The 14,471-nt window shown below is 54.4% G+C and carries 13 protein-coding genes; 7 read left to right on the top strand and 6 right to left on the bottom strand.

Translation table 11 applies throughout. The annotated features are described in order from the left end of the window. Positions 1-64 precede the first annotated feature (64 nt). Positions 65-934, bottom strand: coding sequence for a class A beta-lactamase (bla, locus tag AAEY27_RS11330; RefSeq protein ID WP_342320608.1), 870 nt, complete (start codon positions 932-934; stop codon positions 65-67). A 46-nt stretch (positions 935-980) separates the two neighbouring features. On the opposite strand from bla, the gene AAEY27_RS11325 reads away from it, so the two are divergent. Continuing rightward, on the top strand, positions 981-1,925 hold the full coding sequence (locus AAEY27_RS11325) for a zinc-dependent alcohol dehydrogenase family protein (protein ID WP_342320607.1): 945 nt from the start codon (positions 981-983) through the stop codon (positions 1,923-1,925). Here AAEY27_RS11325 and AAEY27_RS11320 read toward each other — a convergent pair. Continuing rightward, complete coding sequence (locus AAEY27_RS11320) at positions 1,922-2,746, bottom strand: SDR family oxidoreductase (RefSeq protein WP_342325548.1); 825 nt, start codon at positions 2,744-2,746, stop codon at positions 1,922-1,924. The two genes, AAEY27_RS11325 and AAEY27_RS11320, sit on opposite strands and share 4 nt — an antisense overlap. Before the next feature lie 102 nt (positions 2,747-2,848). Between AAEY27_RS11320 and AAEY27_RS11315 the strand changes: the two genes are divergently transcribed. Next, positions 2,849-3,739, top strand: a complete 891-nt coding sequence (locus tag AAEY27_RS11315) for a LysR family transcriptional regulator (protein WP_342320605.1) — start codon at positions 2,849-2,851, stop codon at positions 3,737-3,739. Here the strand turns inward: AAEY27_RS11315 and AAEY27_RS11310 are convergent. Genes AAEY27_RS11310 through AAEY27_RS11300 form a run of 3 tightly spaced genes read right to left on the bottom strand, consistent with a single transcriptional unit; the run spans position 3,711 to position 8,138 of the window. Continuing rightward, entirely contained in the window at positions 3,711-4,178 is a 468-nt protein-coding gene (locus AAEY27_RS11310) for a hypothetical protein (RefSeq protein WP_342320604.1), read from the bottom strand. The genes AAEY27_RS11315 and AAEY27_RS11310 overlap by 29 nt on opposite strands. Further along, positions 4,175-6,052, bottom strand: a complete 1,878-nt coding sequence (locus AAEY27_RS11305) for a hypothetical protein (protein WP_342320603.1) — start codon at positions 6,050-6,052, stop codon at positions 4,175-4,177. The genes AAEY27_RS11310 and AAEY27_RS11305 overlap by 4 nt, the downstream gene beginning before the upstream one ends. Then, the gene (locus AAEY27_RS11300; RefSeq protein WP_342320601.1) at positions 6,021-8,138 is read right to left on the bottom strand and encodes a hypothetical protein; all 2,118 of its coding nucleotides are present in this window, start codon (positions 8,136-8,138) and stop codon (positions 6,021-6,023) included. Before AAEY27_RS11300 ends, AAEY27_RS11305 begins: the two co-directional genes overlap by 32 nt. Positions 8,139-8,273: 135 nt before the next feature. Here AAEY27_RS11300 and AAEY27_RS11295 point away from each other — a divergent pair, with 135 nt between their 5' ends. From AAEY27_RS11295 to AAEY27_RS11285, 3 genes are all read left to right on the top strand, one after another. Beyond that, the gene (locus tag AAEY27_RS11295) at positions 8,274-9,005 is read left to right on the top strand and encodes a metallophosphoesterase (protein ID WP_342320599.1); all 732 of its coding nucleotides are present in this window, start codon (positions 8,274-8,276) and stop codon (positions 9,003-9,005) included. Between the two features lie 345 nt (positions 9,006-9,350). Further along, positions 9,351-10,508, top strand: coding sequence for an EAL and HDOD domain-containing protein (locus AAEY27_RS11290; protein ID WP_342320598.1), 1,158 nt, complete (start codon positions 9,351-9,353; stop codon positions 10,506-10,508). 254 nt (positions 10,509-10,762) lie between these two features. Further along, complete coding sequence (locus AAEY27_RS11285; RefSeq protein ID WP_342320597.1) at positions 10,763-12,328, top strand: methyl-accepting chemotaxis protein; 1,566 nt, start codon at positions 10,763-10,765, stop codon at positions 12,326-12,328. 104 nt (positions 12,329-12,432) lie between these two features. On the opposite strand, the gene AAEY27_RS11280 is transcribed toward AAEY27_RS11285, so the two are convergent. After that, positions 12,433-13,113, bottom strand: a complete 681-nt coding sequence (locus tag AAEY27_RS11280) for a nitroreductase (protein ID WP_342320596.1) — start codon at positions 13,111-13,113, stop codon at positions 12,433-12,435. An 18-nt stretch (positions 13,114-13,131) separates the two neighbouring features. Here AAEY27_RS11280 and AAEY27_RS11275 point away from each other — a divergent pair, with 18 nt between their 5' ends. Both AAEY27_RS11275 and AAEY27_RS11270 read left to right on the top strand, forming a co-directional pair. After that, positions 13,132-14,160: a LysR family transcriptional regulator gene (locus AAEY27_RS11275; protein ID WP_342320595.1), complete on the top strand. Its 1,029-nt coding sequence runs from the start codon at positions 13,132-13,134 to the stop codon at positions 14,158-14,160. 83 nt (positions 14,161-14,243) lie between these two features. Next, positions 14,244-14,456: a hypothetical protein gene (locus tag AAEY27_RS11270; protein WP_342320594.1), complete on the top strand. Its 213-nt coding sequence runs from the start codon at positions 14,244-14,246 to the stop codon at positions 14,454-14,456. Positions 14,457-14,471 lie beyond the last annotated feature (15 nt).

Raw genomic sequence — 14,471 nt, 5'->3', positions numbered from 1 at the left:
CCACGAAGTTGATCATAGTCGATAATCGGCAAACCCATGGGGCGTACAGTGGGGGCAGTGTGAGTTAGTGCGTCGCCTCAAAAATGGCTTTTCCCATCCGGGCAATCGCCTCGTTGCTTTGCGAAAGTGTCGCCTGGGTTTGCGTGATATAGATTGAGACGATGATCGGCTTACCCGTTTTCGGCCAGACAACGCTGATAATGGAGCGCGAACCGTACGCGCCCGCCCCGGTTTTATCACCCATCGACCAACCGGCAGGCAGCACGGAGCGCAGCAGCGCATCCGCAACCTTATCCTCGCGCAGCCACTGCACCAACAATGCGCGGGATTGCGGTTTCAGCACATTACCGAGCGCGAGTTTTTGTAATGTCTGGCTGACGGCAAGCGGCGAGGTGGTATCGCGCAGATCGGCGGGAATTGCACTATTCAACTGTGGTTCACTGCGGTCGACTCTAGTGACACTGTCACCCAAATCCATCCAAAAACGCGTGACCGCCTTCGGCCCACCCAGCTTATTCGCCACCAGGTTTGCGGCGGTGTTATCACTGTGGCTCACCGCCGCGCTGCACAACTGTTGCCAGTTCATGCTTTTCGGTGCAACAAACTGGCTGGTCACCGGCGAGTACTCCACCAGCGCATCGCGGGTGAACTGTGTTTTCTCTGCCAGCGACAGTTCACCTTTGTCGACTTTGCTCAGCAACGCGCCGCACAACAGCGCTTTATGCGTACTGTTCAGCGGAAAACGCTCATCCCCGCGATAACTTACCGACTTGCCCGTGGCGGTATCGATCACCGCAATACCGATGCGGGCATCAAGCCGGGCTTCCTGTAACCGGGCAATCGCCGTCAGGCTGGCGCTATCGATGGTTGCTGCGTTGGCGGTAAACGCACTGATCAGCAGCAGAGAACAAATTGATTTGCCGGGGAAATGCATGGGTATAATCCTTTAACAGGCTGAATGATCTAACGGAGTGCGGATAATGTATAACACAGCGGTTGTCTTCAGAAGTTTTGGTGAACCCCAGGAAACCCTGCAACTTGAAACCCGCGAATTGACGGCGCTGGCACCGGGAAACATCCGTGTCAAAATGCGCCTCGCGCCGATGAATGCTTCCGATGTAATCCCGGTTTCCGGGGCGTACAGCCACCGAATCACCCTGCCCGCCGTCGCCGGTTATGAAGGCATGGGGATCGTGAGTGAAACCACGCCGGACGCGGCGCATTTACTCGGCCAGCGCGTGCTTCCTCTGCGCGGCCAGGGCACCTGGCAACAGTATGTTGATTGCCCGGCAGAACTGGCGATCCGCGTCCCGGACGATATTGACGATGCGCTGGCGGCAAGAGCGTATATCAACCCGCTGGCTGCGCATCTGATGCTGCAACTCTATCCGGCGCGCGGCAAACATGTGCTGGTCACCGCGGCAGGTTCCGATTGCGCCGGGTATCTTGCCCAGTGGGCGCGGTTGAACGGTGCGAAAAGCGTGACGGGAATTTATCGATCAGGGATCCATGCCCAACGGCTGGCAGAGATGGGCGTCATTCCCCTCGCGCAAACCGACACCGCCGCCATTGAAAAGGCAACCGCGAAAGCGGATATCGTGTACGACGCCACCGGCGGCGCGCTGGCGCAATTGCTGTTGCAAACCCTGCCGCGCAGCGGGTTGTTTATCAGTTATGGCCTGCTCTCCGGGCAGCCGTTTGATATCCAACAGCGTCTTCCCCGCGTGCATTGGTTCCATATCCGTAACTACCTGGATGCCATGCCCGCCGCCGCGTGGCAGCAGGCATTTTTAGACATTTGGGAACAATTACGCCGCAGCCGCTGTAGCGAGGTCGCGCTGTTCGGGCTGGCGCACTGGGCAGAGGCGTTGGCGCTTTATCACACGCCGGGGCGGATCGTTAAGCCGGTTTTGTCGATGGCTTAAGGCGCATCCGCCGACCAGGCAATCTCCCGCTGGTTTTTGATCTCTTCAAGCCGCCCGCCGAGGGAGGCGACCAGATGCTCCCACGCCGTGCTGCCGAGCGGCACTCTGAATGGCGGCGTTGGCGTATCCGCCGCAGTGATAATTGCTTCCACCGTGCGCCCGGCATCGCCTTTAATGGCAAAGCTACCGTCGGTGATTCCCTGACGCATTTTTCCCGCTGGTGTTTCGTCGTAAACGGCCATCGGTTGCGCGTGATCAAGACCCGCGCCAAAGCCCGTTTGCGTCGGGCCGGGTTCGGCAATCACCACCTCGATGCCAAACGGTTTCACTTCCTGGTCAACGGCTTCGAGAAAGCCTTCAATCCCCCATTTACTGGCGTGATAAAGGCTAAAATTCGGGTACGCCACTTGCCCGCCTTCGGACGAAATTTGCACAATGCGCCCGCTGCCTTGCTTGCGCAGCCACGGCAGCACCGCGCGTATCAGTTGAATCGAACCAGTAAGGTTGGTGGCGATTTGCCGGTCGATCTGCGCGTCGCTGACCTCTTCCGCCGCGCCAAACAAACCGTAACCGGCATTGCTCACCACGCGATCGATTTTGCCGCAGGCCTGAAATGCATTGTCCAGTTCGCGGCGCATCGCCTGCGTGTCGGTCATATCAAAACAGCAAATCAACAGCCGTTCGGCATATTGCTCCTGCAACGCGTTGAGCGCATCAGGGCGGCGCATACAGGCGACAACACGGTCGCCGCGCGCCAGTAATTTTTCGGTCATTAACCGTCCAAGCCCGGAAGAGGCTCCGGTAATCAGCCAGGTCATCATCATGTTCTCTCCTCTTGCTTCAAGTGAACCCATAGCTTAAGCAGAGTGCGCTGCTATGATAAGACTCACCAATCGGCATGAAGCGGTGAAAAAATTTCAACAATGAAAAACATCAGCCTTACGGACTTAAAAGCCTTTCTCCAGGTTGCGCAGCAGCGCAGTTTTCAACAGGCTGCGAATGAACTGGGTGTCTCGCGATCTTCGCTGAGCCATGCCATGCGCGGGCTAGAGTCACAGCTCGGCGTGCGGTTGTTGCACCGCACTACGCGCAGTGTTTCCCTGAGCGAAGACGGTACCGCGTTGCTGGAGCGGATCGTGCCATTGCTGAACGCACTGGACGATGCGCTGGATGCCACTCGCTTTCGCCCGCAGGAGTTACACGGGACGCTGCGCATCAATGCCAATGAAGGCGGAGCCTGCTGGCTGTTACAACATGTGGTGGACGATTTTTTGCAAGCGCACCCGCAGGTGGTGCTGGATCTGGTCACAGAAGGCCGCCTGGTGGATATCGTTGCCGAAGGGTTTGACGCCGGGGTGCGTCTGGTGGAATCCGTGCCGCGCGATATGATTGCCGTGCCGTTTGGCGAAATGATCCGTTTTATCGCTATCGCTTCCCCGCACTATCTCGCCGAAGCTGGCGAACCACGGCACCCGAATGATTTGCAGCATCACCGCTGTATCGCGCAGCGTCTGCCGAGCGGCAAACGTTACCGCTGGGAGTTTATGCAAAACGGCAAGCCGCTGACGCTGAATGTGCCCGGCAATTTGTGCCTGAATAACAGCGCGTTGATGGTTGAAGCGGTGGTAAAGGGATTAGGCATTGCGTTTGTGCCGGAACCTTACGCCCAAAGCGCCCTTGCCGACGGGCAAGTGGTGCAGGTTCTTGAAGCGTGGAGCCCGCCGAACGCCAGGCTCTGTTTGTACTATTCCAGCCACCGCCAGGTGCCGGCAGCCCTGAAAGCGTTTATTGCGGCCATCCGTGAGAAGCAGTGAAAACCGCAATGGCGAGCACAATGTTCAGCGCAATACAGGCACAGAGGCACCAGCGATTTGTGTTTGCCGCGCGCTGTAACGCGGCGACTTGCACGTTACTCTGCGCCAGTTGCGCTGCATTTTCGTTGAGTGCGGCAAGGGTTTCGCGCTGTGCGTCTGCTAGTTCGGTAAAAAGAGGACGTAAACTGCCCGGCAACCGTTGGATCTCGCCCATCACTTCGTCCTGGCGTTCGGCGTTTTTCTCTTCCTGCTCGCTCAGCCCATTCGCTTGCGCCGCCGCCATGCGTTTTAGCGGATCGCACACCGCAAACGCCAGGCTTTCGTTGACGTTTTCACTGATAGCGTTTGTCTGTTCTTTCAACTCGCGCGCCAGCATCTGCAAAAACAGATCCTGCACTAATTCATCGACAAGCTGTTCCTCATCCGAAGGCGAATTCATGCGCTTTCTCCTAGCATATTGATATAGCGATAATCTTTTTCCAGCGTTTTGGACGCGAGTACCAAAGCAACCCGCTGCTCGCGAGAGGCATGTGCGGCAAAAAATTGCGCGTTAATGGCGTGTGCCCGTGACTTTTTCGCCCCCTCGATCACCTCTTTAAAGCGGCGGCTGGCGTCAAGCTGGCTTACTAATACCGCCTGTTGCGCGGCAAAATCCCTGGTGAGCTGGTTGATGCTCGCCAGTAAACGGTTGATTTCTTCACGTCGAAATGCCATCGCGTGTTCAAACCGCCGGGTACCCCGTTGCAGGCTTCTGATGCGCCGCACAATGGCGGTTTGCTGTTGCTCGCGCAAAACGTCTGAGAGTTTTGCCGCGGAGTTCACCAGCGTGTGCACATCGCCGGCAATCGCCGACTGTACCCGCTGCTGATCTTTGGCGAAATTCCCGGTGCGCCAGTATTTATCCAGGTGATAACCACTCAGTTCGTCATACAGCCGGTCTATTTTTTCACTGCGTAACAGTTGGCGGGAAATATCTGGCAGCACGGCGTTTCCCAGACACCATGTTCGCCACGCTTGGCGTAAAGCCTGCCGCGCGTCGTCGAGGTGCGTTTTTAGCTGGCTGACGGTTTGCGGTGCGGATAACGCGCTCGCCCAGCCACTGAAGAGTGGCGGCATAAAATGAAATGCGGTATCGCGCTGATCGATGGCCGCTTTGTCAGCATGTAACCCCTCAAGCCTGGCGTTGGTTTTCGCCAGCCGGGCTGCGCAAGCCTTGAGTTGCTTGATGTGACGATTAACGGCCTCAATGCGTTGTTGTTTATCAGCGGCCACGCATTCTGCCAGGCGTGCGATCTGTTTGCTGAGAAACTGCGGGAGTGCGAATCCGGATCGTAAGCGCGAAAGTGGGTTGGTCGCCGCATCCAGTTGGTTGTGCAATTCGTCGAAATAAACGCGGCGTAGCGTTGCGCACTGGTGCGCATAGGCATCCTGCTTATTTTGCAGATGCAACCACGAATTTCCGCATTCGATGGGAAACAACTGGCCTTTCATCTCCTCCGGCAGCATCAAATCCAGCGTATTGATTTGCTTGAGCAAATAATTGCGGAGCGCTTCTGCGTCGGTGAACTCGCCCTGCTGGAGTCGCATTTGCAGTGTTGCGTCGGAATAACAGCGCGTGAGAATGATTTTGTAACGATGGCTCTGCCAGAGCCAGTCTCTGAGCAGCGTGTTTTCCAGTTCTTCGGGTTTAAGGAAGCCGAGGTAATCTACTTTTCCGGTCAATAAGACAACATCGGCGGCGCTGAGATACTGGCCCATCAAGGTGGTGACATAATCGCGCTCAACCGCTTTCGCGGCCTGAATGCCCGGTAAATCGCGGATGACATAACGCGTGGCGTGATCGCGCTGCGAGGAGAAAAAACCGGCCGGAATAAACACATCAATGCTGTCCATCCGCCCGCGGGCGTGCTCCATCTTTTTGCGGATCGCCGCAAACACGGTTTTCGCCTCTTTATCGGAAAAGCGCCGTTGGCCATGCTCAAGATGGCTGAAATACCAGCCATCGTCTTCCGACACCCGGTAGCGATACGTGCAGGCCGTGGCGCTATTTCCCAGCGGTTGGCCGCCGCGCAGAATATGGCTGACGTTTTCAAAACACGATGTTTTGACGCCCAGAAGCGTCAATATCAGCGACGTTTTTCCAACCTGCGAAGGCCCATACACAATGATCGAGACCTGGCTTGCGACGTTATCCGCAGACTGGATCAGGCGGTCGGCATCGCACAGGCGCAGAAAATCCACATAGCACTGCTCTGCCCAGCGATACCGTTCGCCGTTTAACTCACGCCAGAATTTGTTGGACATGGGTTTCATAACGTCTGGCTTCTTTTTGCACCGCCGCGAGCTTTTTAATGGCGAGGATAATTTCACTACGCTCAGTCAGCACGTCTTTGGAACCAAAATGTTGCTTGAGATTATGTTCAAGCAGATTGCGCATATCGGCCATGACGTCCCGGTATTGGCCGACAATCGATTCGGTATTGCTGAACGCCAGTTCCTCCAGCAAACGTTTCATGGCGTGGATCTGCGCCCGATCGCTATCGCGAATGACGCCCGCCAACTGGTACGCGCCATAAGCGACCGAGGCAACAACCGCCGCTTTGCCCAATAAGGCGATGGCCGCCACACCGTCGGGCGCATCCGGGTTGTATTCCCCGTCAACATTGCCATCGGCGGCATCAATGCCAATCAACGCCCCCAGCGCGGTGCGAATCGGATAGTAGTTTTCCCCGCGCCCGAACAAGGCGTCGAAGATTTGGTTCGGCAACACTTCCGCTCCCAGTTGTGCTGCATCGGCGGCGAGATTTTGCAGCACGAGCGTGGCGCGCGGCAGTTCCATCGCCAGCGCCGGAAAGACAGCCAGCGTTTTTTCGAGTGCCGGTAAACGCCGTTCGTTTGCCGATGGCGTCGGTTTATACAGTAGTGTTCTGAGCGTCTGCTCAATGCCTGGATCGGACTGCGCAGGCGCATTGTGCTGCGGCTGTGTGTCATCGCACAGGTAACCCATCTTGCTTGCCGCGCTGTCGGCGATCGCCAGCAAGGCACTGTCGCGCGGTTTTTCCGGCAACAACCCCTGCGCGGCCAGCGTTTTGCGGTTACTGATATCGAACACCCTGAAGTAGCGGTCATGGAGATCGACATTGTTGTAGCTGCTCGCCCAGGCATCCAGCACCCGCTGTTTTCGAATCCGGTCAATCTCTACGCCCTGCGCCATAAACCGTCGCCCGAGAATTTTGGCGTTGTTCCACAGCCCTTCTTCTTCCTCTTTATAACGCGCTTCGCAGGCAGCAAACGCGGCGTTTTTATGTTCTGTTAATTCCCGCTCCAGATGCCGGCGCAACTCGCGCTCGTAGCGATCAACGCTGGTGTCAAAGGCGCTGAGGATCTCCTCAACGGCGTCGTCGTCGCTGGTGATGGCGTTATGTAGCGCTTTCAGGCTGTTAATAATTTCGCCCACGTCATTACGGATAAGATCCATGGTGCGTTCCAGCGCGGCGCTTTCGGAGGCGGCGCTGTTCAGTAAATGGCCTCTGAACGCGTCATAAAGCGCGTCAATCCACTGGTCACGGTTACCGACGCCGGTGGTCACGATGTTGATAATATTGTCCGTCGTGGATGGGTTGAATATTTTCGCCGCGCTGGCCCGTACTTCGTCGCGTTCTGCCGCGCTGAGCGATTCGGTGCGCGAGATAACCACCACGGGCGGGCGCTCGGCAAAGTTGCCGCGCAAATCTTTTTGCACCGCATTCTGGCTGGCATTCGCCAGCAATGTCTGATCGGTCACCACAATCACGCCGCGCGCATTGAGCAACACATGGCGCATCATCTCCTGCCAACGGTGGTTGCGGCTGTTGGCAATCTCATACCCCGGCAGCAGCACCCAGTGCGCGTCTTCATCGATAAACGTGTCGTGCGCGCTGATGAGTAACTTTGGATAGAGGATCCGGTAGCCCTCTTCTGTTTTGGTGTTGACCAAACCGGTCCAGTCCTGGAGCAGTTCGGTAAACTCGCTTTCGCTGACGCGTTTGTCCGGTGCCAGCTCGCCGGTTTCGCCATTCAGACAGACAAAAACGCCCTGCTGCTCGCCCGGCGCAATGTCGCGGCGTTGTTCAATAAACAGCGGAATTTGTTCACCGCGACCGGGGTTTGGTTTTAACCAGCGATCGTGGATACCGAGGATCTCTTTTGCCAGCGTGGTTTTCCCGGCGCCCTGCGTACCGGCAATGGCGTACGTCGCGGTGTTATTAAGCAGAATGGTGAGTTCGACCTGGCGCAAGGTGTTAACGATTTTGTTGGTGTTTTCAATCGATTCGCTGTCACTCTCGCCTTTAATGCAAATTTCCAGCGCGGCCTGCAAGGCGCTTCTGAGCGCGGTTAATGTCTGAATATTGACGGACATACAGAGGTGTTCCTTATTTTATTCGTCTCTTAAACGGATCTGTTCACAAGAATACTGCAACGCAGTGACATCTGGTGTCACTCTTGCCTGCGGCTGCCATAATTCAGGAGGCTCAACCAACCTGACGGGGAAACCATGCTGATTGCCCAACTGAGTGATATTCACGCCGCGCCGGATAATGACAACCTGACGCGCTTGCAAAAGGCTATCGACTGGCTGATAGCCCTGCATCCCGATCTGCTGGTGGTAACAGGTGATTTAACCGACGATGGCTGGCGCGAAGGTTACCTGGCGATGGCGGCGCAACTTCAACGTTTGCCTTGCCGCTCATTGTTGTTGCCAGGCAATGCGGATGATAAAGCGATAATGTGCGAAAGCCTGCCGACGCTGGCGCACCGTTCGGCGAAAGAAGCGCTCCATTTTTATGAGCTGATTGATGGCCTGCCGGTGATTGGCGTGGATGTCACGGTGGCCGGTGAAAGCCGGGGGGATATTGCGCCCCATCTGGCCTGGCTGGAAACCGCGTTGCTGGCGACCCCGCGCCCGGCGATGGTGTTTTTGCACCAGCATCTTTTCCCGAGCGGAATCGTCCCGCTGGATAACGCGATGTGCGACGGCGGCCAGGATTTTGCGCAGCTTCTTACCCGGTTGCCGCACCCGCCGCTGGTGCTGAGTTGCGGCCACGTGCATCGCGCCATGTCCGCAACATTCGCCGGGATCCCGGCCTACATTTGTGGCTCCATTTGCCCGGCAAACCCGTTAATGCTCAATGAAACACACGTTCCGCCAGTGACCGATCCGCTGTCGTTGATGGTGCATGAAATCCGCCCCACAGAACGGGTCAGCCATTTTATTAGCGTGTGTTGATGTCACAGCGCCAACCAGCAAAACGCCTGATGGCGGCGGCGCCTTATCTGGCCGACAGACCCGTAGCCATTCAGCCGCCATCCGGCGAAACTCTGCGCCGGCCACGGCTTCGCTACTTGTACATCTCCCGCTTTGCTGTCCTATATTTTTAACAATAAAAGCGAATTTTTTAACGACAGTCACACGCTTACGCTAGCCAGCGTGTCACGTTAGCTTATATATTTGGAAAACTTATACAAAAGTACTCGGTGCGCGAGGTGGCGAATGTATTCTTTTGTGGCCAGACAGGCAATTTTTGATAATCAATTGAACACCGTCGGTTACGAACTTCTTTTTCGGAACAGCATGGATAACCGCTTTCCGGATGTCTCTGCGGAGCTTGCCACCACCCAATTAATCGAAGAGCAGTTTCTCAGCGCGCCTGTCGGTCGCAAAAATGACCATAGCACCGTGTATGTCAACTTTCCTTACCAGTTGCTGGTCGAAGGCCTGGCGGAAACCCTGCCGAAAAACCGCGTGGTGATCGAAATTCTTGAAGATGCGCAGCCAGACCGTCAATTGCTGGAAACGGTCAAACGCATGCATACGCAAGGATTTCGTATCGCGCTGGATGATTTTTCTCCCGGCAGCGAGTGGGATGCGTTTATGCCTTATATCGATGTGATCAAATTCGACATCAGAAAAAGCCCGCGTGAAGAGATTGAACACTATATTCGTGCCAACCGTGACGCATTACGCCACACAGTTTTTTTGGCCGAGAAAGTTGAAACCTACGATGAATTCGAGTCATTTAAAAAATTAGGTTTCCATCTGTTCCAGGGGTATTTTTTCAACAAACCGGTGGTCACCAAACGCAATAAGCTGGTACAAAACCGCGCATTTGCCCTGAAACTAATGCAGGAAGTGAACGTTGAATCACCGAATTTAAACAAAATTGAAGAGCTGTTAAAACGCGATGTGACGCTCTCTTTTAAAATCATGCGTTATGCGCAGAACATTTTATATAACACGCGCGGCGTCAGTGGTTTTCGCAATCAATCGTTACGGGACATTGTTGTTTACCTCGGCATTAATGAAATGCGCCGTTTTGTGCTGGTCGCCTGTCTGACCTCGTTTGAGCATGTCACCAATACCGAAATCTATTATTTGAGCCTGATCCGTGCCAAGTTCTGCGAGCTGGTCGCGGAGCGCACGGCGGGGAAACATGCCACTAACGACGCCTTTATGGTTGGTTTGTTCTCCCTGCTTGATGTGATTCTTGAGTTGCCGCTGGAAGAACTGATGGCGCAGATCTCCGTGTCGCCAGCGGTAGCAACTGCGCTGGAGAAAGACAGTGGCGAGCTTTATCCCTATGTGCATCTTGCCCGTCTGTATGAGCGGCGGATGTGGGAAGAAGCCAGCGATGTGGCTCATGAAATTGGGCTGCCGAATTCTTCCGTTGCGGAATTGATGAATCAGGCCACGAAATGGGCGGATGAATTGCCGCTGAGTGTGCCGCATTAATTTTCTGTGTACCGATAAGTGCACGGAGAATAAATAATAGAAGCCACCTTGTTATTGAAACATTATTTCAATAATAAAAACGCAATTAATTAACATGCCTTAAGGCCACTCGTTCACTTAATCGAAATTCATTATCGGTTTAGTGCTTCTGCACAAAAATCAGTGCGATATGTGATTGAGATCATATTTTAAACTCAATCTTCCCCAGCGATTGCCGTTATTACTATTACCGTTCTTATGACAGCTTCAGGATTATGAAAAAAATAGCGCACGCCACCGTATTGACCAAACTGCTCGTCGGCTTTTCCATTTTGATAGTCATGATGTTGCTGCTTGGCATTGTCTCTATCTATCAACTTAACGCCAGCAATCAGCATATTGATAAACTCCGTGAAAACCGCATGCCCGGTATTCGCTACACCCTTGAAATGCGCGGCGTATTAGCCGAAATGCGTTTACAACAGGTGCAGTATATTTCTTCCACCACCGCGGCCTCTTTGGATCAACATCGCGGTGAATTACTGCAAAACCAGCAAACGTTCCTGAACGCTCAACAGCAATACGCGAAGATCTCTGCCAATGAACCACAAGAGATGCAGGCGCTGTTTGCGACAGTGGTCGATAACTTCAAAAACTTTATTGATGTGAACGCCAAAGTGATTGAGGCGATGAATCGCGGTGACGCGGACGAAGCGTCGAAAATCAGTGGCGCGGTGTCGGCAAAATACCGCACACAGTTGATGAAAGATCTGGCGACACTGGTGGATATGGAAGTGGCCATTGGTGATAAAACCGGTGAAGAAACGCAGGCAGGCTATCGTCAGGCGCTGTATATGTTGAGCGGTTTATTGCTGCTGGCGCTGATCGCGACCGGCGTTATCGCCCTCTTCATTTCGCGCAACCTGGCGCGTCAACTGGGTGGTGAACCGGCTTATGCTGTGTCGATCATGCAAGCGGTCGCGTCCGGTAAGTTGGGCACCGCGGTTGATTTACGCGACGGTGACAGCCAGAGCTTGTTGGCCACCATTAAGTTTATGAACAGCCAACTGGCGGAAATCATCAAAGGCATTATCGATGGCAGTGAATCCATCTCTCATGCCGCCAGCGAAATCTCGGAAGGTAATAACGATCTGTCGCAGCGCACCGAAGAACAAGCGGCTTCGCTGGTGCAAACGTCGTCGAACATGCAGCAAATTACTGAGAACGTGAAGAGCAACGCCGAGAACGCCCGTAAAGCGAGCGACCTGGCGCGCCAGACGTCGCAAACGGCGGTGAAAGGCGGTAAAGAGGTGCATGACATGCTGAAGCGAATGCATGAAATCTCCGACAGCTCGCAGAAAATTGTCGACATCATTTCAGTTATCGAAGGGATTGCCTTCCAGACCAATATCCTGGCGCTCAACGCCGCTGTTGAAGCCGCGCGTGCCGGCGAACAAGGGAAAGGTTTTGCCGTTGTAGCCGGTGAAGTGCGTAACCTGGCGCAGAAAAGCGCCGATGCGGCGAAAGAGATCAAGCAACTGATTGAAGGCACGGTCAATAAGATCACCGATGGTTCGCGTTATGCGGACACCGCCAGCCGCGCAATGGAAGAGATTGTGACGTCGGTAAACAAAGTGACCGATATTGTTGCCGAAATCTCCGCCGCCTCGACTGAGCAGCACCAGGGCATTAAAGAGATTAGTGTCGCAATCGATCAAATGGACCAGGTCACCCAGCAGAATGCGACGTTGGTGGAACAAGCTGCGGTTGCCGCGCAGTCGATGACCGAACAAAGCGAAATGCTGCGCGATTCCGTACGTTTCTTCCAGTTGGCGCATTAATCCGCTTCACCCGCCATCTTGCGTTATTGCCGGATGGCGCTTGCGCTTATTCGGCCTACATACAACCTTAAAACGTAGGCCGCCATCCGGCGATTCAAAATCACCTAATCGTGCATCACCACGCTGCTTTCCACAGGAATGCGCGGCATACGGACATTGGCGGCCACTTTCGACGTATCGGCATAACCAAAGGAGATGCCGAATAACAGGCGATACTCCTCAGGCACACCCAGCGCTTCACGCACCAAATCTGCATGAAAACCGAGTAATGTCTGCGGGATCCCCGCAAAACCGCGCGCCGTCAGCGACAGCAAAAAGCTTTGCCCGTACATGCCCATGTCGGAAGCCACGCGGATGTTATCCCCGAACGACGGCATAAATAAAAAGGCCGCATGCGGCGCATCGAAGAAGTGATAATTGCGCACGTAGTGATCTCTACGGCTGTTTTTATCCTCGCGGGCAACGCCCAGCGCCTGGTAGTACAGGCGGGCTTGTTCCTGGCTGCGATCAAAATAGTCGCCATAAAAATCATCATAAGAGAAGGTAAAATCCGGTTTTTGTTTGCCCGCCAGATCGTTATCGGTCATCAGTTGTGACAGACGGGTTTTCGTTTCCCCCGATACGATGTGAACGTGCCATGGCTGCGTGTTGCAGTTGGACGGAGAATATTGCGCATCCTGCAAAACCGCCTGGATCTGCGCGTCTGTTAACGGCGTCGGCAAAAAGGCGCGAACGGAAGAACGCTGACGAACGGTTTCATCGAATGCCAAAACAGGTGTGCTCATAATGCTCTCCAGTGTTGAATGTTCGCGTATCTTAACGATGTACTTCGTTCGCAAAAACACTACAATCCGGCATGGACCATTGCGGATTATGCACAGATGAAAAACCTCAACCAGATAAGCACCCGCTCGATGCACCTCTTTCTTGCGATCGTGCGTGAAGGCAATCTTTCCGAAGTTGCCCGTAATGAAGGGTTGGCCGCGTCGTCGTTATCCCGCGTTGTGCAACAACTGGAACAGGCGCTGGAAACGCAGTTGTTGTACCGCAATACCCGCGCGGTGATTGCTACCGACGCTGGCCATGTCTATGCAGAAACATTTCGCACCATGCTCCAGCAACTTAGCGATGCACAATCACTCGTCGGTGAAAGACGAGGCGAACCCGGTGGTCGCATTCGCATTAACGCCCCAACCTCTTTCGGGCTGCGCCATATTGGACCGCGCATCAGCGAACTGAGCGAGCGTTACCCGGCTTTGTATATTGAACTCAACCTGAATGACGATTACATCGATCCCTTTGCTGATGGCACGGATCTGCTGTTACGTATTGCCTCGCTGAAAGATTCCGAACTTCACGGGCGGTTGATTGCCCGGCAAACGTGCCATTTGGTGGCGACACCTGCTTACGTTCACCGTTACGGAAGGCCATTGACGCCGGAAGATTTGCAGGCTCACAAATTGCTGGCCTATCGGGGAAAAACAGGGTTACAACGCTGGCGTTTTCAGCGAAGCGAGAACGCTTTTCAGTTCTCGCCGCAGGCCAAAATTCTCTCTGATAATGCAGATTTGCTATTGCAGGCGGCGCGTAACGACGCGGGCATTTTGCTATTTCCGGACTGGCAAGTGGGCGAAATGCTCAATCGCGGCGAGTTGGTCGAGTTGATGCCGGATTTCTCAGCGAGTTACGCTCCGGCTGAGCAATCGCTTTATTTGCTTTATCCTGGCGGAAAATACCCATCGCTGAACACGCGAACGGTCATTGATTTCCTGCTGGAGAGTTTCGGCTCACCGCCCTATTGGCGCTATATTCGCCCTGTCCGCCAGGATTAATCCCGAACGCCGAGCGCTCCATATTATCTCCACTTTTTTATCGTCAAATCGTCGCCACGCAATAGAGCGAGGAAGGACGTGATATGAAAAAGAGTGCACTGATGTTTGCTATTTTGGCGGTGAGCTTCTCTTCCATGGTGTTTGCTGACGATCATCCGCCAGTCCCAGCGGAAAAATACCCCACCAGCCAGCATCACAAGAAAGATAAAAAGCCGCCGCGCGATGTGCCGCCGCCGAAACACAAACACCATAAGCATGATGATAAAAAACCGCCGTTGCCGGACGATCATCGTTAAACAAAAAAGGGGTGG

The sequence above is a fragment of the Kosakonia sp. BYX6 genome (assembly GCF_038449125.1).
In the GTDB taxonomy this organism is placed as follows: domain Bacteria; phylum Pseudomonadota; class Gammaproteobacteria; order Enterobacterales; family Enterobacteriaceae; genus Kosakonia; species Kosakonia calanthes.
This window is presented reverse-complemented; position numbering and strand designations above follow the sequence as displayed.